Genomic DNA, 21,091 nt, shown 5'->3' with positions numbered 1-21,091 from the left:
CAATTCTCGGTTACGTGAGGTACACCCGTAGGGGCACGGCAGTGCCGTGCCCCTACACGCGACGATATAATGTTGTACCGCATCTGAATGGGAACTGCTATATAATTCGGTGAAAAACAAGATACCCGACTTCTTAAAGAAGTCGGGTATCTGAGCCGGAAAAACAGCCACGAAAGAAAAATGTTTTCCGCGTTCAAATGCCAGCAAAAAAAAGCTGATAATTATGCCTTGGCTAAATTTTGTGCAACAAAATCCCAGTTTACCAACTGCTCTAAGAAGTTTTTGATAAAGGCAGGACGAGCATTGCGGAAGTCAATGTAGTAAGCATGTTCCCAAACGTCTAGAGTTAGAAGTGCTTTCTGATTATGAGCTAGAGGGTTCTCTGCATTCGGTGTTTTCGTCACCTTCAGCGTTCCATTATCATCAATCAACCAAGCCCATCCGCTGCCAAACTGCGTTGTAGCCGCGTTAGTAAACTCTTCTTTGAATTTATCAAAGCTACCAAAATCTTTGTCAATTTTAGCAGCTAAATCACCGCTTGGTGTACCGCCGCCTGCTGGCTTCAAAGAATTCCAAAAGAAAGTATGATTCCAAACTTGAGCTGCGTTGTTAAAAACTCCTGTTAAAGAGGGGTCTTTAAAAGAAATTTTGATCACTTCTTCTAGAGGCTTATTAGCGAGGTCTTTACCTTCAACGAGCTTGTTAAGGTTGTCTACATAAGTTTTATGATGCTTGCCGTAGTGATACTCGAAAGTCTCAGCTGTCATGCCATACGGCTCTAAAGCGTTAAAGTCGTAAGGTAGGGGGTCTTGTGTAAATGCCATGAGTGTGAAATCCTCTCTTTACCGTTTTCCAGTTTAAAGCTAATGCTACAGCTTTGGAAATTACAGGTTTTGTGTTGAGCAATTGAAGATGCTGAACACTGTAAAATAAAACTTTACATTGTTATTTTACTACCAAAGGCAGGATTCAGACAAAGTGGTTTTATCACAATTGAGGTCAAATCTATCTAAATGAATACGCAATAAGTAAGAGACAATGGGGTTTTTGTCTTGATATAGCAATCCTAGATCCGAGCGTGAAAATTCGCGGTATTCAGATTCCCGACTTATTAAAGAAGTCGGGAATCTAACTTTTCACGCTCTTCTAAACGGACTGATATAGATATATTTTTTCATCAATAATTTTCAAATATAATTCTTATTTAATGTGAATAAAAATAGTTATAATCAATAGACAATATTGTGTATGTTTCATATCATGGGAGCGCAAATCAGACATATTGTAGAAACGTTCCAGCGAAACGTCTCTACTAGATACAATTATTTTTATTAAAGCGGTAATTAAATTATTTAAGACTGTTTTTTTCTAATTTTAATAATGGTGAGTAGATGCTCACGATTATATTTAACTAATAACTAACAGTAGATTCTATTAACTTAAGGCGAGACAAAGAGCCAAAGTGAATTTTTTAGGATATGTCCCGGCTTAAGTTGAGTAGCGCAGCAATTTGTGTTAATTACAATTGAGATAACCTTTGCTGGTAGAAGTCAATAATTTTTGCCGTGACTTCTGAAATTGAAAGACCATCGGTTTGTATTTCAATTGCATCGGCTGCTTTCTGCAAGGGGGAAACTTTGCGGGTGCTATCTTTCCAGTCGCGTTCGGCGATGTCTTTTTCCAGCTGCTCTAAACTGACTTCGGGTTGACCTTGTTTTTTAAAGTCTTGCTGACGACGCCGTGCGCGTTCGCTAACAGAAGCGGTTAAAAAGATTTTGACTTCAGCATCGGGAAAAACGTGAGTACCGATATCCCGTCCTTCAGCAACTAAACCACCTTTTTTACCCCAGTTTTGCTGTTGTTTAACTAGTGCTTCACGTACAGCGCTTTGTGCGGCTATGGCGGATACTTTTGATGTTACTCCTGGCGTGCGAATTACTTGAGTAACATCAGTATGATTAATCCAGACTCGTACAGGAGATTGTAAATTTTCGCCCGGAGTCAGTTCAATGACACACAGGTTAGCTAATTCAGCGATCGCACACTCATCATCCAAAGCAATTTCTTCTTGCAACACTAGCCAAGTAAAAGCTCGGTACATTGCGCCAGTATCTAAATATACTAGACCCAAGTTCGCTGCCACTTGACGAGCCACCGTTGATTTACCAGCACCAGCCGGTCCATCAATGGCGATGACGGGAGAGCGATCGCGCAGGATGGTATTATCAATCAAACGTGTAGAACCAAGACGAGCTGCGATCGCAAGCATTCCTTCCTCCTTAACTTCCTCTAAAGACATCAACGTAGTCGGTTCAACCAATTCAATATATTCGACTAAAACAGTAGTGACCATTGCTAGTTCTTGCTCCACCGCTGCTATAAGAGTGCTGGTGTTACGAACGCCCGCTTTAAATGCTGCTTCAGCTTGCCGCAAGCCGCGATATAATGCCGCTGCCTGCTGCTTTTGGCTTGCAGTCAAATATTGATTGCGGGAACTCAAGGCAAGACCCGATGCTTCGCGCACCGTTGGACAAGCAACAATTTCTGTCGGCAAATTCAAATCAGCCACTAGCTTTCTAATAATCGCCAGTTGCTGACCATCCTTTTGACCGAAATAGGCTCGATCGGGCTGTACCAAGTTAAAAAGCTTGGTAACAATCGTAGCCACACCCTGAAAGTGACCTAGCCGAGAACGACCACACAAGCGTGATATCATAGCAGATGGAGGGATAACTTGTGTAACAATTGAATCTTGTATACTCTTCTGCGGAACTCCTAATTCCTCCGGAGAAGGCGCAAAAATCGCATCCACACCAGCTTGTTCACAAAATTGCCCATCTGCCTCTAAAGTACGAGGATAGCGTTGAAAATCCTCATTGGGACCAAATTGCAGGGGATTAACGAATATACTGACGATTACCGTGGCGTTTTCTCGCCGTGCCCGTTCTATCAAGCTTAAATGACCTTGATGCAAAGCTCCCATCGTCGGAACCAGTCCAACTGGTGTCTGATACCAGCTGGTTGCCTCATTTGATAGCAGTTCCTCCGACTGGCAAAGCTGATTTTCCGAACGACGTTTAGCTAAATAACAGCGTAAAGCTGCAACTGTTGTCAGCAGGCGCACAAAATACCCCTAGTTCTTCTTGAGCCTCTCCCCCGCTAGTTTATATCTGAATTAGGGGGAAAAAACGTGTGAACTAGGGGAAATGGGGAGTGGGGCATTGGGGAATGGGGCATTGGGCATGGGGCATCGTCCAAGTGGGCATCGGGCATGATCCAAGTGGGCAAGTGAAATACGTCTAGCTTCTTTTTATTCCCATTGCCCATTAAACAATTGCCCAATGCCCAATGCCCAATGCCCAATTACCAATTACCTTCCTAAGACTTCAATCCGCACTGGTGCTACACCACTGCCCATCATTCCTAAAACGCGGGCAGCGGCAACAGAAAGGTCAATTACTCGACCGCGAATGAATGGACCGCGATCGTTAATTCGCACTACTACAGAACGACCGTTGCGGGTGTTGGTGACGCGGACTCGCGTACCAAAGGGTAAATGGCGATGGGCAGCTGTTAGTTTTTCTGGATTAAATCTCTGACCGCTGGCGGTGCGATTGCCGGAACCATCATAGCCATAATAAGAAGCTACTCCCCTGAGGGAGACTTTCACAGGTCCGACATTAATCTCTGATGGCAATTTTGGTATTGATACCGGTAGTCGTGCCGGTAAGTTAAGAATCTGGTTTAGGGGAGAAGCATTGCCTAGTAATCTCCGCAAGCGATTGGTGGCTTGCAATGCGTCTTGTGCCAGATTATTGGTTGTGTCTGGCGATCGCGTTTGATCGTTGATTTCGACCAATTCTTCGTTATTGACTTTGATGATATAGCGATCGCTCGATGTTTGGTCAGCAGAGACACTTTTATTTTGTGCTTGATCTGTTGTCGCGCTAACAGCTTTCCAACTGACGATTATTTGACTGGCGTCTACATTTTCCCGGCTTAACTGGTTTATCTTCGCTGCTACTACACCAGCTCTTTGAACCGGGTCATCATCGCCAATGTTTGTTTGGTTACTGACAGGAGTTGTAGTTTCAACATTCGCTACTTTTACAGAAGTGTCAGCAACAGCATTGTTTGACTGTGTACTTTGAGTATCACCACCAGTTACACCAACTTTGGTATCTACTTTGGTTTCTTCGCTCTTGACTGGTGTAGAACTGACAAAGGTGAGAACAGGAATTTTGCGAATAAATAGCGTTGCAGCTTGACGACCTCCAATATTGTGAGGATGAATTTCCGTAATTACGGCATCCGAGGTAAGGTTCCCTGCTGAGGATTGATACTCTCCCACCTTGACGATATCGGCTGAAGGTGTTTTTTCGGAAGCGGTATCCGTTTCCTTGTCTGTTTGAGCGCGACCTATTGAGGGCATTCCCAAAACAGTCATAAACAGGGTGACAATAGTCCACAAATGTCTTTGATTCATGCGTCCGTTTTTAAAGCGTGTTAAGAACTGAAGTTTTATCTTTCGTGAGATTTTGCACCACAATCATGTAAAATGCCCCAAAAATTTCAACTCATTCCCATGAACACTTTTGTTTATAACTGCAACAGATTAACATGAACCTTTTGCCTAGGGGATCGGGGTTGTATTGTAACTCTTGGTAAATTTATCAAATTTAAATTTCAATTTTCAGCACAAAACCTTTCCCAAAAGCGGATTTTGGCTGTTTAAGAGTTGTCTGGAAAATTAAAATTTTTCTTAGGGAAACTTAACAATATTTAGTGGATAAATTGGTTTGGATAGTGTCTTCAACCGTTCATCAAGTTAATTGCTGTATGTGTCAGATCGAAAACAAAAGTCCAATGCACAAAATAACTGAAAAAACAATACTATTAAGTTGATAAATTTAAATAGAAAACTAATGTTTGATTAGATTAATCAATTGATTGCCTTTCATCTCAAAAGTCTCTGCAAAACTTGAGATTAATTATCTTTTTCAAACAGTTTGATTGTATACAAACCACGAACCACACAGTCTTAACCGATGTTTGAGAATTTGTCAAATAAGCCATCTATGGTGACAGTAGCTGCTAGCATTGACACTCCCCTAGCGGAAGAAATATGAGAAAATTAACCAGAGTTAATCGGCAAATTTTCACTCTTCTTTGCCGATATAGCGAAAAACTACGGAAAAGTTTCCCCCGCATCGCGTTTTTATTAAGCACTGAGGTCATGGAACTTCGTTGATTTGGTTAAAACAACGCGCTCACAGGCAACGCGGATTTCTTCCATAGTCCCCAGTCCCCAGTCCCCAGTCCAAGCGTCATGACACAAGAAAATTTAGAAGCTGTTCTCAACGACTTGCATTGCAAATACAAGTTACTGCAAGATGGTGTAGTGGCGAACTATATACCGGAATTGGCGAAGGTGAATCCGGAGTTGTTTAGTATCTGCGTTGTAACTGTAGATGGTGAAGCTTACCAAGTTGGTGATGACAAACAGTTATTTACAATCCAGTCGATTTCCAAGGTGTTTGCATATGGACTTGCGCTTGAGGATCATGGACGGGATTATGTTTTAACTAGGGTTGGGGTGGAACCGACGGGAGATGCGTTTAATGCAATTATTCTAGATGAGCAATCAAATCGACCATTAAATCCAATGGTAAATGCAGGAGCGATCGCCACCACCAGTTTAATCAAGGGTAATGGTGCAACCGAACGTCTCAATCGAATGTTGAATATGTTTCGCCGATACATCGGTCATGATGTATTCGTTGACATCTCCGTATTTACCTCAGAGCGCTCCACCGGACATCGCAACCGGGCAATGGCGCACTTAATGCTAAACTTTGGCATGATTGATCCTAACATTGAAGAATCGCTCGATTTGTACTTCCAGCAATGCGCGGTGATGGTAAATTGCTACGACTTAGCAGTTATGGCAGCTACTTTGGCGAACAAAGGTATCAATCCGGTTACAAAAGAGCGTGCGGTGAATAGCAGTTATATAAAAGACATTTTGAGCGTCATGTATACCTGCGGCATGTATAATTTTGCCGGGGAATGGGCTTATAAAATCGGTATTCCTGCGAAAAGTGGTGTTTGTGGTGGAATTATCGCTATAGTACCAAATAAGATGGGAATCGGAGTGTTTTCGCCGCGTCTTGATGCGCGTGGTAACAGTGTTCGGGGGGTGAAGGTGTGTGAAGAACTTTCCCAGCAGTTAGGCTTGCATCTATTTGAGTGTTCGCGCAATAATTTCAAGTCGAGAGATTTATGTAATTAAATTTTATTTATCTTAAGTAATAATAACCATAGATTTGGCAATACAAAAAAACCAAATTTACCCTAATTTTTTATCATCAGATGAGCCTTTAGGAAGAGTAAATTGTATGGTTGAATATTTTATAATTATATAAGCAAGGCTTAATGCCCGTTATTCAGATTTACAAAAACTAATAGAACGAATTTGGTAAATAAAGTTATTAACTTTTATTACCTTGATGTTGACTTTTAAAGCATTGAGTACGAAAAAGTTAAAATATTTTATATTAAACTATAGCATCTATTTAGCAAATTTTTCAGATTTGGCAAATTAATAATGTAATGTTGTATTTAGCTACAGTCCTGACAGCTAACTTTGATATACGTCTGATTGTCCTTTCAATTGCTATTGCCATAATTGGTTCATGCATTGCCTTAGATATAGCTGAACAAATCTCGCTTGCTCAAAAATCCAGTCGGCTGTGGTGGGTGACGGGTAGCGCACTTACCTTAGGAATTACTATCTGGGTAATGCACTTTATTGGCATTCTTTCATATCGGCTGCCGATACGAGTTGAATATGATTATACTATCGTCTTAATTTCAATGGTAGTAGCAATTATCGGTTCAGCAATTGGATTTTTTATTATTAGCTGTCAGCCGAAAGTGGACAACGTAACGTTATTAGTTGGGAGCTTTTTTGTAGCAGGTGCAATTATTTGTATGCACTATACGGCAATGTTAGCGCTGAAAGTTTCTGCCGAGCCGATGTATGACTTAAAGTTAATTACTCTAAGTGCTGGAGTAACGATTGGTAATGCATTAAGCGCTTTCTGGCTAACTTTTCATCCCTTTAAAGAGAAGATTGTATCTGTAGAAGTACGGAAGTTTTACACTGCTTTGCTGATGGGAGGTGCAATTTGTGGAATGCACTACATGGCAATGGCAGGCGTTAAGTTTAAGGTGAAAAATGTTTCAGCCTTGTTAGATGTTCCCGGAGATAATACCGTATTGATAATTGCAATTAGCATTGCTGCTTTAATTATTTTGATATTAGGACAACTGGCTGCTTTTTATGGTCGGCGTTTGAGTGCTGAATTGGCAACAACAGAAGCTTTGCGTCAAAGCGAAGAACGCTTTGAACAATTGGTAAAAGAGCGCACTCAAGAATTAGAAGCGGCAAAAATGATTGCCGAAGCTGCCAACCGTGCAAAGTCAGAATTTCTAGCTAATATGAATCATGAATTGCGAACACCGCTAACTGCAATAATTGGGTTTTCGAGTGTACTTTTACAGAAAGTCTTTGGTTCATTGAACGACAAACAGGAACAGTATGTTAGGGGAATCAATAAGTGCGGATATCAACAGTTAAATCTGATTAATGACTTGTTGGATTTAGCTAAAATTGAGGCAGGACGAGAAGAATTAGATATCGTCACTTTAGCAGTAGAACCTATTTGTCAAGACTGTCTTGCGGTGATTCGCGAACAAGCGATCGCTCACGGTTTAGATTTATTATTAGAAATTGCGCCAGATGTTACGATTTGTAATGCTGACGATCGCCGATTGCGGCAGATATTATTAAATTTACTTTCAAATGCTGTCAAGTTTACCGAATGCGGCTTTGTGAAACTAAAAGTTGAGAAAAAGTCTGGCTTTATTAACTTTGCGGTAATCGATACTGGTATTGGTATTTCCCCAGAGGATCAACAAAAGCTTTTTCAAACGTTTCAGCAAGTCGGTGGCGATCGCGATCGTCAACGTCAAGGTACAGGATTGGGTCTTGCTCTGTCAAGAAATTTAGCTTTACTTCATAAAGGCGATATTACAGTTGAGTCTGAGTTAGGAAAGGGTAGTAACTTTACTTTACTTTTACCGGAATCGCCAGTAGGCGATTCTTTACAAATTGTGGAATAAAAGCGATCGCTATTTTCACGATTACTTTATACTTAATTATTTTTTGATAAACTAAATGCTCTTTTGATTATACACTGAGTTACAAATAAAACTATAAACTACCGAGAATACTCGGTTAGGAAAACATAACTTTGTAAAAAATTCATAAACTCTCAATAGTCTTTACAGTAAGTTTAAAAACGTTTTTATATTTAGCTATAAGATAAAAATAGTTGTGTCGCTACTAAGACGCTCTGGACTAATATGTAAATTACTCTTGCACATCATGTTTATAACAACAGACTCTAAAAACTGGCGACAAGAAAGCCGTTATAGTAGTCGGGGAAGTGTGTACTTATTCGCTCCGATGGTCAACTTCAACATAATGGCTGAAGTTGGTGACACTCCACCCTAGATGTGCATGTATTTACTTGGAAATTTTTAGAGAAATTCAATAATTACATCCAAATGAAGTAAGAAAATTTTACTTTTGTGTTGGTATCACTTAAACAGATGTAATTTAGTTGAAATCGCTGCTTTTGTAATTGAATAACAAAGCATCAAACAGCCTATCAAATCTGCATGTATAGATTAGTAATTATGCAGTTATCTTGACAGGCAAATTGATTCTTATTCGGTTCTTAATTAGTTCCGAATATATAAAGCAGTGTCTCTAATTTCCAGTAAATATCAATATTGAATACTAACTACCAAAGTTGCTTGTAATCTGCGATAAGTATCTCTTGTGCAGCTTTATCTAACAATTAAATAACACCTGCGTTGAATTCTCAGAGATACCTTTTGGTTTTTGAAAGTTCGATCAACCATTTGGTTTGTATCTGTGCTTTTTAATGACTATACATTCCGAGAATGCAGATTAAAAAGTATATCTGACAACGCAGAACAGAATGAGTGCAAACATCAAGACAACTATTCATCTGGATGAAAATCATGAATAACCACGGCTATATCTCAAAGTGGAAAAAAATCCAAGAAACTGTTTTAACTAACTTGTTAAAAGGTATACCTACAAATTTCGTGGGAAGCAAATTACGAACTTCGCTGTATCGTAATATTTTTGGCAAAATAGGTAACTCAGTTTATATTCAACACGGTGTTGAATTCATCAACACTCCTTGTATTGAAATAGGCAATAATGTGCAGATTTTACGAGGTGTTAATCTCGATGCGAGTGGAGATAAAAACAATAAAATTTATTTAGCAAATGGAGTTGGACTTAACTATGGTGTTGACATAAATGCGTTAAGAAATACGTGTATATATATAGATGAATCTACCTTCATCGGTCCTTATGTTTGTATAGCTGGTCCCGGCAACATTAAGATTGGTAAAAACTGTTTAATTGCGGCACACACCGGAATATTCGCTAATAATCATATTTTTTCAGATCCCACCCAGTTGATTGGCTTACAAGGTATAACTCGCGAGGGAATTGTAATTGAAAATGATTGTTGGCTAGGTTCTGGAGTGAAGGTATTAGATGGAGTCACTATCGGTAAAGGCAGTGTTATTGGTGCCGGTTCTGTTGTTACCAAAAATATTCCTTGTTTTTCAGTTGCTGTAGGTGTTCCTGCACGAGTAATTAAAAGCCGTAATACCCAAATTGCAGAATCTTCAATGTTAAGGTTGACCTAAGCTTGTACAAATAAAGCCTGGTAATTGAAAAATTCATAATTCATAATTTATAATTCATAATTATGTTGACAATGGGGATTTAAACCTTAGTTTTATTCAGGAATGCCCGAAAAAGCACCGGATAAAAACCCTTTTTACTTATGAGTTGCAAATTTAAAATTATTTGAGATAAAACAGGCGAATAATTATTAGTTATTGACGTAATTTAATTATGTAAATTAAAATTTTGACATAATTAAATTGCCGTTTTTAAACTTGACAAATCATATGTAGATAAGGAAATTGATTTAATGATTCAATTAATAGAAAAAGCTCAGAAAAAACGGTTGCGTCTTCAGTATTTAGATGGCTTGCGTGGACTGGCAGCAGTGTATGTGGTACTAGTCCATATCGAACCATCTATAGGAGAACAATTGCCTAATTGGTTGCAACTTTTTATGAAAATATTAAGATATGGTCGCGTTAGTGTTGTAGTGTTTATTATACTTTCTGGCTACGTTTTGATGGCATCAGTAGTTCGCTCGCCAAACGGTTATGTAGCTGGAGGTTTGTTGGGTTATATTAAGCGGCGATCGCGTCGAATTTTACCACCATACTATGCCACGCTTTTTTTCTGCGTCTTATTAGCAGCAGTAATATTTATATTAGAGAAATTTACTAGTTTTCAATGGAATGAAATAGCTGCTAAAGGTCCATTTTCTCCTTACTTTTCCTTGAGTGATTTCTGCTATCACCTGCTACTAATTCACAATCTTAGTTCTGAAACATATATGTCTATTAATCCACCATTGTGGACTGTGGCTACTGAATGGCAGTTATACTTTATATTTCCGCTATTCTTATTACCTATATGGCGACGTTTTGGATTAACTTCAGTTGTTATCGCTGCTTTTTTAATTGGAATAGCACCCTTATATCTTTTCAATGGATTGTTTGAAACAGCTAGTCCTTGGTTTCTTGGTTTATTTGCCTTGGGAATGGCAGCAGCAGATATTGGACTTTCGCAAAAATCCAAGTTAATTGCTATTAGAAATTCTCTCCCGTGGGGTGTATTGACAATTATATTTACTGGCGTAGCTTTTTTAACTGAGTGGCGAAAATTGGGATTGCATATATGGATTAGTGAAAGTTTTTTTGGTCTGGCATCTGCTTGTTTATTTATTTACTGCACCAAGTTTGCGATCGCTGACAAAAAGCTACCTTCAATTTTACGTGTATTCGAGCATCCGATTGCGATCGCACTCGGAGTATTTTCTTATAGTCTCTATCTCACTCATGGACTAGTGTTGGTGTTGGTACGTTACTTTCTTTTTAGTCTGCAATTATCTCCTGTATTATTTGCGGTTACATCTTACACATTAGGTCTGGCAACGTCGTTAGTAATTGCTTATTTGTTTTACTTACTTTTTGAAAGACCATTTATGTCTGGTTTCTTAAAGAAGCGGAAAGTCAAAGATGCAGTAAGTTGACCAAATAATTATTAATTCATAATTCATAATTCATAATTAAAAAAAATGGGTAAAGCGCGAACACGCTCATTATAAATAAGCTAAAACTTATTAAGTGGAGAGTTAAAGCTGACAGTGATTTAAATTAGTAATTATGAATTATTAATTATTAATTACATTAAGAGACCATTTCTAAAGTAAATATTAAGTAGGGTGTGTTACGGCTATGCAAAAATTTAGGAGTTTGAGAGGCTAATTATTAGCCGTAACGCACCATCTTTCTCGGTGCGTTAAGCGTTGCTATAACGCACCCTACCATTTAAGGTTTACTTTATAAATAACCTCTAATACTGTAGATTTAGCTACTATTTCTTCTCACATAATTAGCAAAAAAACAAAAGAGGTGTTAATTTAATGAAACAATTAACTAGAACATCTACTGAGGAGAGAATACGTCTGCATTTCTTAGATGGAATACGTGGTTTGGCAGCATTGTATGTGGTATTTTGTCATATTTTGCCGCACCAAGGGGAAAACTTACCTCTATGGATAAGTTTGCCAACAAAACTATTAAGATATGGTTCTTTTAGTGTGGCAATTTTTATCGTACTTTCTGGCTACTGTTTAATGTTGCCAGTAACTCGCTCTCAAACCAGTTACATTCCCGGAAATTTATTTAATTACTTTAAAAAAAGAGCCAGAAGGATTATACCACCTTTTTATGCAGCTATTATTTTCTGCTGTATATTAGCTCTGATTATATTAACTTTAGAACGATTTACAACTTTTCAATGGCGTGAGGTTCAGTATGATTGGTTTTCTCCTCGTTTCTCTGTTTTAGATGTAATTTTGCACTTTTTAGTAATTCATAATTTGGTTCCGGGAACAAACGTTTATATTATGAATATACCATTATGGAGTGTGGCTTTAGAATGGCAGATTTACTTTTTATTTCCTTTAGTTTTTCTACCTATATTGCGACGTTGGGGTTTGTTGTCAGTGATAGCGATCGCTTTTTTAATTGGACTTACACCCCACTATTTATTTAATAATTATATGGATCCAAGCCGTCCTTGGTTTGTCGGTTCATTTACTATCGGAATGGCTGCGGCAGAAATCGCATTTTCACAACAGCGACAATTGATAAAACTCAATAAATCTTTGCCGTGGGATAAACTGGCGGCAATTTTTGCAAGCGTTGCTATCATCACTGAATGGAAAAAATTAGGAGTTGATGCTTGGATTTTCGAGACTTTCGCGAGTATAGCTGCCGCTTGTCTAATAATCTACTGCACCAAGATTGTGATTGAACGGAAAACACCACCTTTAATTATGAGACTATTCGAGCATCCGATTGCGATCGCACTCTCGACATTTTCCTACAGTCTGTATCTCACTCACGGACCAGTAGAAACGCTAATCAATCACTGGCTTGTTACTTTAAATATGTCTCCGGTAATGTTTGCAGTGACATTATACTTATTGAGTGTAGGAATCTCGTTAATATTTGCCTATTTATTTTACTTAGCCTTTGAGCGACCTTTTATGTCTGGTTTCTTAAAAAAGCGGAAAGCCAAAGATGCAATTAGTTGAGATTTACAGAAAACCTAGAAAGAAAATGCAGCTTGTTTGTAGAGAATTTTACTTTCCTACATTTTTTTTGTTAATTTTATAATATCAAAGCGATCGCTCAAAGGCTATGTCAAAATAGAAGCAAAATTACTCTAGCCCCAGAAAAATTTGGTAAGCTATAACGTGAAAAAGACTATGATGGATGGGTAGAACAAGTGCGAAAAAATCAACTGCTTTACATCTTATTTGCACTTAGCTTATTAAGCATTTTAGGCTTTTCTTACGTCTCGGATCTCGTCGAAGAGCGATCGCCAATCACTAGTTGCCGCAGATGGGGATTTTATTCGTCAAAAGGTGAAAAATACTACACTCATCCAGAGAAAATTGTGGTAAAGCCTTGGGTTGGTCCGCATAATGTTTACGGCATGTTCATGATTCCGGATGGATATCGCAATGACTTTTTCTTTACAGTCACAATAGATAAAACTGACGTTCACTGCGGAGTTTTTAAAGATGCTGGCACGAGGTTCGCTGAAAGCATAAATGCCAAACCAGGATATTATGTGATGAAAGGATTTTTGAACACGCGAGTTGCTCTTCAACTAATTATCCAAGGTAAAGGAGATCAATTAAAGCAGCCACAAAATTGGAGAGTGGGTTACATCAATAAAGAATGAGGGGAATGGGCAATGGGCAATGGGCAATGGGCAATGGGCAATGGGTAATGGGGAGTGGGGAATGGGTAATGGGGAGTGGGGAATGGGGAATAAAAATAATTACCAATAACCAATTCCCAATGCCCAATTCCCAATGCCCAATGCCCAATTCCCAATTCCTTCATACCAACATCCCAGCAATACAAGCGGTGATAAAACCCGCAAGCAATCCGCCAATCATTGAACTTACACCCATACGTGCCAAATCGTGCTGGCGGTTCGGTGCCATCCCCGTAATACCACCGATGGTAATTCCGATGGATCCGATGTTTGCAAAATTACATAATGCGTAAGTGGCAATAACTACTGCTCGCTGGGAAATTTTGCCATCCTTAATCAGTTTCCCTAAATCCACGTAAGCAATAAACTCATTCAGAATCGTCTTTTTACCCAACAACGCCCCTACTTGTCCGCAATCAGCTAAAGGCACGCCCATCAACCACGCCAAAGGTGCCATAATAAAAGATAATATCCACTCTAATGACAACTGCGGTAAATTAACAAGCGCTCCCAACCATCCCAGCAGCGCATTTACAGCGGCTAACAATCCCAAAAAGGCAATAATCATCACCCCGACATTAACGGCTAATTTTACGCCGTCAAGCGCTCCGGTAGTCGCAGCATCAATCACATTGACGTAATTCGTCTGAACATCCATCTTTATCTTACCCGCCGTATCGGATACTTCCGTTTCTGGATAAAGCAGTTTTGCTACCACAAGGGCAGTGGGAGCTGTCATAAAGAATGCGGCGATTAAGTGTTCTGCTGGTAAACCAAACGATAAATAAGCTCCGAGTACTCCACCGGCAATTGTAGCAAAACCGCCTGTCATTACCGCAAACAATTCCGATTGCGTCATCGTTGCCACAAAGGGTTTAACGATTAGCGGTGATTCAGTCGGTCCCAAAAAGATATTACCAGCAGTCGATAAAGACTCAGCTCCTGATGTTTTCATTGTCTTCATCATCACCCACGCCAGCCCATTTACCACCCACTGCAAAATACCGTAATGGTACAACACACTAATAAAGGCAGAGAAAAAGATAATTGTGGGTAGCACTTGAAAGGCAAATAAATGCTCTTTAAAATTCTCTCCAAAGACAAATTTCGCACCTTCATCAGAGAATGCTAAAAAATTACTTACCACATCGCCTAAAGATTTAAACACAGCTAAACCGCCAGGAGTTTTCAGAATTAGCAGTGCAAATGCAAACTCCAACCCCAACCCCCAAGCGATAGTTCGCCAACGTATGGCGCTACGGTTGTTAGATAATGCGTAGGATATGGCGATAAAAACTAATACACCCAGTAGGGAAATAACTCGTTCCATATATACTCCCAAGGCAATTAAGGAAGAGACGTTCCTCACCGAACGTCTCTACTAAGACAAAAAGAATACACAAAAATATATCCCTTTTTTTACTTCCTAATGTCTTTAGTGGTAAATCATTTTTTCGCTCTGAAATTCTGTTCATTACGAACCAATTTCTGGCTGTAGTTGCGGCGCGAGTTTGTGCAGCAACCTTTTTTACACTTGGTTTATTCTAAAATTGAGTTATTTACTGCGTGACATCTCCTACACCTCTCTTCGAGTAGGTGTAGGCTTCCAAGACAATCCAGCTATTGCTTAGGAGGCTCTTGGCTTTTTGAGAACGGGATGACCCTCCGCCCTTTTTCTTATATTTATTGCGGCATTATGGTCACGGTCTAAACTACACCCACAACTAGGGCAATTATGCCACCGGACATGCAGCTTTTTAGGGACTTTTACACCACAATTAGAGCAATCCTGACTAGTGCCAGACGCTTTTACCGGGATTACCACCAAACCAGCGTTTTCGGCTTTGTTTGTTAGAATCGACAGAAAGCTTGACCATCCGGCATCTAATATAGATTTAGCCAATCGTGTTCGTGCAAGTCCTTTTACGTTCAAATCCTCAACCGCAACAACATCATATTTTTTCAACAAGCTGTTAGCCGTTTTAAAATGAAAGTCCTTACGTTTATCTGCGACTTTTTTATGTTGCTTGCTTAATTGCTTAATTGCCTTTTGCCTACGATTGCTTCCTTTTTTACGACGTGATACGCGCTTTTGAATAACTCGTAACCGATCAAGAGATTTACGATAATACTGAGGGATTTGAACCACTTCGTTATCAGAAGTTGTTAAGAATTCTTCTAATCCGACATCAATACCTGCTATTGAATCTGAGTTGAAATCAGGCTTGACAGTGGGGACTGTCTTATCTTCCAAGCTCAAGGTGGCATAGTACCCGTCAGCCTTTTTAGTGATGGAGCAAGTCTTTATCTTGAATCCGTCAGGGATAGTGCGATGTTGTATCAGCTTTACTTTACCGAATTTGGGAAGAGTTATAAAACCGTTATCAATGCAATTGCTTTTAATTGTTGGATATGTAAAAGTTTTGTACTGATTAGCTGCTTTAAACCTAGGTTTTCCGCTTTTTTTCCCGTTACAATCACCCTTGATAAATCTGTCAAAAGCTAACTCAACTCGTTTAGCTGTATTCTGCAAAACCTGCGAGTGTAACTCTTTGTACCAGGGTCGGTCTTTCTTTAATTGTGGTAAAGAATCTTGCTGACTATTGTAATTAGGATTGTTTCGTAACTCCGGCAGGTGACAAACGAACAAAGAACAGGAATTAACTGGGCATCTGTTTTCTTCATACCAACGAAACCTATCTGCCAACAAGTAATTATATTGATGTCTTAGCATATCCAACCATCTATCGAATTGAACTATCTGTTGTTTTGTTGGGCGTAATCGGTATTGGTATGAAGTTCTCATTTACTTATCACCACCTTGTTATTGAATGAGTGTTACTGTTTTAATATACACTCATTATTGCTGATATTCCAGAAAGTTTATGAAAAATGATTTTGTTTCAAAAGGTCGCTCCGTCAGTGACTTGAAGGTGCATCTAGTTCTAGTAACAAAATATAGACGCAAAGCCTTCACCGGAGAAATGTTAGATAGGCTTCACGTCATCATGGAAGAATTATTATTGAAGTGGGATTGTAAACTTGTTGAATTCAACGGTGAAGAAGACCATGTACACTGCCTTTTTCAATATCACCCTGACATTGAATTGAGCAAGATAGTAAATAATGTCAAATCGGTTTCCTCTAGAAAGCTAAGACAAGAATTCGCAGAACACCTTGCTTCTATATATTGGAAAGACGTATTCTGGAGTGGCTCGTATTTCGTCGCAAGTTGTGGTGGTGTAACGATTTCAACGTTAAGGCAATATATAGAAAATCAGGAGAAACCAGGATAATGTTTGTTTCCTCCATATTCTCTTCCCCCGCCTATCGGCATCGGGAAGAGAATTGTCGTCACCTCACACGCATTCATCCCACGCTCCTAAGAGTGAGGCGTGGGACTTCTGCTTATTAAGTTAAACCCATCACCGTGCGATAATGCGCTTCAATTTGCGCGACGGTTTGCGATTTGCGCGTTGTCTGCCACTGACTGTGGTTGAATAATTCTTGCCGCAAGTTATCTACATCAATGGTTTTTACTTTACCATCGGCGACGATTTGCTTGCCATTCACCCAGACGCTATCTACAACGTTGGTGGGACGACCTAAAACTAATAAACCAATTGGATCTGTACGCGGCAGTAATGATAAACTGGTGAGGTCATAAAGTACTAAATCGGCTTTTTTCCCAACGCTGAGGGAACCGAGTTCATCTGCCATATTTAGTGCTTTTGCACCGCCTAAGGAAGCCATTTCCACGGCTAGCCTGGGTGTAATCCAGTGTTGATAATCTGAGTCGGTGACGTTGTGCAATATTGAACCGATTTTGATCGCTTCGAGTAAGTCTTGAGAATCATTACTTGATGCACCATCACAGCCAAAGGTGACGTTAACTCCAGCTTGACAATATTTTAATATGGGGGCGATGCCACTACCTAAACGCAAATTGCTTAAGGGGTTGTGAACGACTGTAGATTTCGTTTCTGCAAGGATGGTGATGTCAGCGTCAGTTAAGTGGACGCAATGTGCCAAAGAAGTGCGATCGCTTAAATACCCAATTCGTTTAAGATGTTCTACAGCACTGCAACCATATTTTTGTTTTGCGAGTTTTTCTTGCGCTTTGGTTTCGAGTAAGTGCGAGTGACGGCAAAGGTCATATTTTTCGCTTAATTCAATACATCCGGTAAACAAAGCATCAGAACACAATTGTATTCCTGTTGGTGCTGTAGCAATATATATACCCTCATCTGGACGATGAAATTGCTTTATCGCTTCAGAGATAATTTCCAATGTTGCCTGCGTTGAGCGAAAATAAGGTTCATGAATTTGTTCTGATTCTCCGGATGGTATCCCCGCAGTTAAAGATTCATCTTGAATTAACGGTGCGACAAAAGCGCGGATTCCCACTTCTTTGTAAGCTTTAACCGCAGAGGCAATGGTTTCTAACTCTTTCCCCGGAATTAGTATCAGATGATCTACTACAGTTGTACCACCCGAAAGTAAAGTTTCTACGGCTGTACCCAAAGCGCTGAGATAAACCTTTTCAATATCCAGCGGTGCAAAGTCGTAAAGTTCCGCCAACCATAATTCTAGGGGAAACACTGACATAATTCCCCGCTGCCACATTTCTGAGGAGTGAGTGTGGGCGTTGACGAAACCGGGAAGTAACAGTTTATTTTTACCATCAATTGCGCTGTTCGTCGCATCTATCCCAGGAGAGATTGCAGCGATCGTATTATCTATAATCTGCACATCTACGGTGTCATAACCGTTTTCAACCGGAATTAAAACATTTATTATTGTATCCACAATATTTAACCTTAATTAAGTAATTTCACCTTCAAGATAAATTCAAGCTACAAAGTAAAAAATGATGTTGTTTAAGGAATTTATGAATTTGCCTTTTCGGACATTGGGAGTTGCACCAAATGCTTGGATGGTGAATCATGCGATCGCAGATATCACTCGTCCTCCAGTAACCCCACAAAGAGTTATCTTAACAACAGAAACTAAACAACTGCGCCTTGACTTGGCAAAAACTGCCATCCTCGTCATTGATATGCAAAACGACTTTTGCCACCCCGATGGTTGGTTATCACATATTGGCGTGGATGTCAACCCGGCGCGTCAGCCGATTGAACCTTTGAAAAACTTACTTCCAGAACTTCGGGCTGCTGGAGTTCCCGTAATATGGGTAAATTGGGGCAATCGTCCCGATTTACTCAATATTAGCGCCGCTTCGCTTCACGTTTACAACCCCACAGGCGTTGGTGTGGGATTAGGCGATCCCCTACCTACTAACGGTGAATTAGTATTAATGGCAGGTAGTTGGGCGGCTGCGGTGGTCGATGAACTCGAACAACTACCCGAAGATATTACCGTAGATAAATACCGCATGAGTGGCTTTTGGGATACTCCTTTAGATAGTATCCTGCGGAACCTGGGAAGAACGACACTGTTCTTTGCTGGTGTCAACGCTGACCAATGTGTAATGACCACGTTATGCGATGCCAACTTCTTAGGATATGACTGCGTGCTAGTCAAAGACTGCACTGCGACAACTTCTCCTGAATATTGTTGGCTAGCAACGCTGTACAACGTCAAACAATGCTTCGGCTTTGTAACTGACTCCCAAGCGATTTTAAAAGTGTTGAAGTAAATAGTGGATAGTGGGGCATGGGGCATGGGGCATGGGGCATTGGGGAGGCAGTGCGTTGCGGAGGTTCCCTCCGTTGAAGCATCTGCCGTCATTGGTAATAATTCTTTTCCTTTCCCCTTTCCCCTTTCCCCCTCTTTAATTGCCCAATGCCCATTGCCCATTGCCCATTGCCCATTGCCCATTAACAACTATCAACCAACAATTAACAACCATCGACAACTTATGAGGAAATAAATTCAATGCCCACTAATAGTTGTGTAATTCCTGTTGTCAAGTCTCCTAAAGATTACCAAACCTATCGCATTAGTCCCGATGCTACAAATCGGTTAGCAATCATCTTTGATTCGGCAACTGCTAACTCTTCCTTAACTTCTTGTATAGAAATTTTTGATGTCGGTGGCGAAACACCGCCCAATCGCCATCAATGGGCTTTAGAAATGTTTTTTGTCATCAAAGGAGAAGGTCTTGCTGTTTGTGACGGAAAGTCTGTAGAAATTAAAGCTGGAGATAGTTTGTTAGTGCCACCCACGGGCACGCATCTAATTAAAAATACAGGTTCAAGTCGCTTGTATATGCTGACAATAATGGTTCCTAATGAATATTTTGCTGAATTAATTAGAAGCGGTATACCAGTAGAATTAGATGAGGAAGATATGACAGTACTTGGAAGATTAGATTCATTAATGCCTTGTTGAAAAGGTAAAATATATACTAATGGGCATTGGGCATTGGGCATTGGGAATTGGGCATGGGGCAATGGGCATTGGTAATAGGTAATGGGTAATAATTCTTTTTCCAGTCCCCATGTCCTATGCCCCATGCCCTATGCCCCATGCCCTATGCCCAATTACCTACTTAGTTGTCAATTCCAGAATTTTTTCAAATAAAAAGTTATTAGCTAAATCAGTTAAACAGTCTTTCAATAAAACATTTTCTGGTGGAATTTGCAACAGCAAATCAAAAATTAGGTCATCGCTGCATTGAGCTGCGGCATTGTATACTGCTGCTAACCATTCTGGCGACATTTGAGATAACAAAGGCATTAAATCGCCAGATAATAATATTTCTTGTGTGGTTTTTTTAGTTTTTTCTGATATTTCCGCGCTTGATTCTTGATAAATATATTCTAACCCCAGATATTGGCTAAGTTTTTCTAATAGTATTTCTTCTCGGAATGGCTTATTAATAAAATCATCACAACCGGCTTGCATGATTGCTGTTCGTTGTTCCTCAAAGACGTTAGCAGTTAAGGCAATGATTACAGTTGTTATTTGTCTGTAGTCTTCTGCTAATGACTCTCTTGCTTTAATCTCCTTGGTGGCTTCATAGCCATCCATCACAGGCATCCGCATATCCATTAAGATTAAGTGTGGTTGCCAAGTTGACCAAATAGCGATCGCTTCATTACCATTTGCAGCTTCTTTAACAGCAAAACCTATGTCTGTTAGTAGTTTAACTAGCAGCAAACGACTTTCTCTGACATCATCAACCACCAAAATCCGATATTCTCTTTGCTTGGGTGCTAAACCAATAACTCGGCGTTTAGTTTGAGTAATTTCAATTTCGCTTTCTGTTGCTAAACTAATTTGAATATCAAAAGTAAATGTACTTCCCGCACCAAAAGTACTGCTGACGCTAATATCTCCCCCCATTAATTGCACGTATTTACGGCTAATTGCTAAACCTAGTCCTGTTCCCTGTTGCGATTTTTTCCCACTTTCAGTTTGCCCAAACGCAACAAAAAGCTGGTCGAGTTCTTCCGGAGAAATACCCACACCGGTGTCTTGTATCTCGAAGATTAGGGAGTGGGGGAGAGGGGGGGATGGGGAGAGGGGGGGATGGGGAGAGGGGGGGATGGGGAGAGGGGGGGATGG

Annotated in this window: 18 protein-coding genes and 1 pseudogene; 10 read left to right on the top strand and 9 right to left on the bottom strand. The window is 39.9% G+C overall.

Going from position 1 to position 21,091, the window contains the following annotated elements; translation table 11 throughout:
* Positions 1–221 precede the first annotated feature (221 nt).
* The 4 genes from AABK37_RS32330 to AABK37_RS32315 all read right to left on the bottom strand — a co-directional run bounded on the left by AABK37_RS32330 (position 222) and on the right by AABK37_RS32315 (position 4,486).
* A complete protein-coding gene (locus AABK37_RS32330; protein ID WP_432555571.1) occupies positions 222–824 on the bottom strand; it encodes a superoxide dismutase in 603 nt (200 codons plus the stop codon).
* Positions 825–1,519: 695 nt separating this feature from the next.
* Positions 1,520–3,124, bottom strand: a complete 1,605-nt coding sequence (locus tag AABK37_RS32325) for a bifunctional pantoate--beta-alanine ligase/(d)CMP kinase (protein WP_432555570.1) — start codon at positions 3,122–3,124, stop codon at positions 1,520–1,522.
* 35 nt (positions 3,125–3,159) lie between these two features.
* A complete protein-coding gene (locus AABK37_RS32320; protein WP_432555569.1) occupies positions 3,160–3,327 on the bottom strand; it encodes a hypothetical protein in 168 nt (55 codons plus the stop codon).
* Between the two features lie 43 nt (positions 3,328–3,370).
* Complete coding sequence (locus tag AABK37_RS32315) at positions 3,371–4,486, bottom strand: septal ring lytic transglycosylase RlpA family protein (RefSeq protein ID WP_432555568.1); 1,116 nt, start codon at positions 4,484–4,486, stop codon at positions 3,371–3,373.
* An 843-nt stretch (positions 4,487–5,329) separates the two neighbouring features.
* Here AABK37_RS32315 and glsA point away from each other — a divergent pair.
* The 6 genes from glsA to AABK37_RS32285 all read left to right on the top strand — a co-directional run bounded on the left by glsA (position 5,330) and on the right by AABK37_RS32285 (position 13,519).
* On the top strand, positions 5,330–6,292 hold the full coding sequence (gene glsA, locus AABK37_RS32310; protein WP_432555567.1) for a glutaminase A: 963 nt from the start codon (positions 5,330–5,332) through the stop codon (positions 6,290–6,292).
* A gap of 320 nt (positions 6,293–6,612) precedes the next feature.
* Positions 6,613–8,187, top strand: coding sequence for an MHYT domain-containing protein (locus tag AABK37_RS32305; RefSeq protein WP_432555566.1), 1,575 nt, complete (start codon positions 6,613–6,615; stop codon positions 8,185–8,187).
* 930 nt (positions 8,188–9,117) lie between these two features.
* Positions 9,118–9,822, top strand: a complete 705-nt coding sequence (locus tag AABK37_RS32300) for an acyltransferase (protein ID WP_432555565.1) — start codon at positions 9,118–9,120, stop codon at positions 9,820–9,822.
* Positions 9,823–10,112: 290 nt separating this feature from the next.
* On the top strand, positions 10,113–11,291 hold the full coding sequence (locus tag AABK37_RS32295) for an acyltransferase family protein (RefSeq protein WP_432555564.1): 1,179 nt from the start codon (positions 10,113–10,115) through the stop codon (positions 11,289–11,291).
* 393 nt (positions 11,292–11,684) lie between these two features.
* Positions 11,685–12,863, top strand: a complete 1,179-nt coding sequence (locus tag AABK37_RS32290; RefSeq protein ID WP_432555563.1) for an acyltransferase family protein — start codon at positions 11,685–11,687, stop codon at positions 12,861–12,863.
* A gap of 194 nt (positions 12,864–13,057) precedes the next feature.
* Positions 13,058–13,519, top strand: a complete 462-nt coding sequence (locus AABK37_RS32285; RefSeq protein WP_432555562.1) for a hypothetical protein — start codon at positions 13,058–13,060, stop codon at positions 13,517–13,519.
* Here AABK37_RS32285 and AABK37_RS32280 read toward each other — a convergent pair.
* From AABK37_RS32280 to AABK37_RS32270, 3 genes and pseudogenes are all read right to left on the bottom strand, one after another.
* On the bottom strand, positions 13,506–13,667 hold the full coding sequence (locus AABK37_RS32280; protein ID WP_432555561.1) for a hypothetical protein: 162 nt from the start codon (positions 13,665–13,667) through the stop codon (positions 13,506–13,508). The two genes, AABK37_RS32285 and AABK37_RS32280, sit on opposite strands and share 14 nt — an antisense overlap.
* A 12-nt stretch (positions 13,668–13,679) precedes the next feature.
* Positions 13,680–14,888 (bottom strand): NupC/NupG family nucleoside CNT transporter, encoded by a 1,209-nt coding sequence (locus tag AABK37_RS32275; protein WP_432555560.1) that lies wholly within the window; start codon positions 14,886–14,888, stop codon positions 13,680–13,682.
* 229 nt (positions 14,889–15,117) lie between these two features.
* Positions 15,118–16,364, bottom strand: a pseudogene (locus tag AABK37_RS32270) (RNA-guided endonuclease InsQ/TnpB family protein).
* A 79-nt stretch (positions 16,365–16,443) separates the two neighbouring features.
* Here AABK37_RS32270 and tnpA point away from each other — a divergent pair.
* Positions 16,444–16,854, top strand: coding sequence for an IS200/IS605 family transposase (gene tnpA, locus AABK37_RS32265; protein ID WP_432555559.1), 411 nt, complete (start codon positions 16,444–16,446; stop codon positions 16,852–16,854).
* A gap of 115 nt (positions 16,855–16,969) precedes the next feature.
* Here tnpA and AABK37_RS32260 read toward each other — a convergent pair whose 3' ends face one another.
* Positions 16,970–18,370 (bottom strand): amidohydrolase, encoded by a 1,401-nt coding sequence (locus AABK37_RS32260; protein ID WP_432555572.1) that lies wholly within the window; start codon positions 18,368–18,370, stop codon positions 16,970–16,972.
* A gap of 79 nt (positions 18,371–18,449) precedes the next feature.
* On the opposite strand from AABK37_RS32260, the gene AABK37_RS32255 reads away from it, so the two are divergent.
* From AABK37_RS32255 to AABK37_RS32245, 3 genes are read left to right on the top strand one after another with little or no spacing between them, the layout of a single operon-like run.
* Positions 18,450–19,217 (top strand): cysteine hydrolase family protein, encoded by a 768-nt coding sequence (locus AABK37_RS32255; protein WP_432555558.1) that lies wholly within the window; start codon positions 18,450–18,452, stop codon positions 19,215–19,217.
* 24 nt (positions 19,218–19,241) lie between these two features.
* Positions 19,242–19,451: a hypothetical protein gene (locus AABK37_RS32250; protein WP_432555557.1), complete on the top strand. Its 210-nt coding sequence runs from the start codon at positions 19,242–19,244 to the stop codon at positions 19,449–19,451.
* 5 nt (positions 19,452–19,456) lie between these two features.
* The gene (locus AABK37_RS32245) at positions 19,457–19,912 is read left to right on the top strand and encodes a cupin domain-containing protein (RefSeq protein WP_432555556.1); all 456 of its coding nucleotides are present in this window, start codon (positions 19,457–19,459) and stop codon (positions 19,910–19,912) included.
* Between the two features lie 156 nt (positions 19,913–20,068).
* Here the strand turns inward: AABK37_RS32245 and AABK37_RS32240 are convergent.
* A partial coding sequence (locus AABK37_RS32240) for an ATP-binding response regulator (protein WP_432555555.1) occupies positions 20,069–21,091 on the bottom strand: 1,023 nt, incomplete at its 5' end.

The sequence above is a fragment of the Tolypothrix sp. VBCCA 56010 genome (genome assembly GCF_050875635.1).
Lineage (GTDB): Bacteria > Cyanobacteriota > Cyanobacteriia > Cyanobacteriales > Nostocaceae > Hassallia.
Note: the sequence above shows the minus strand (reverse complement) of the source record. Positions and strands in the feature narration are given on the sequence as shown.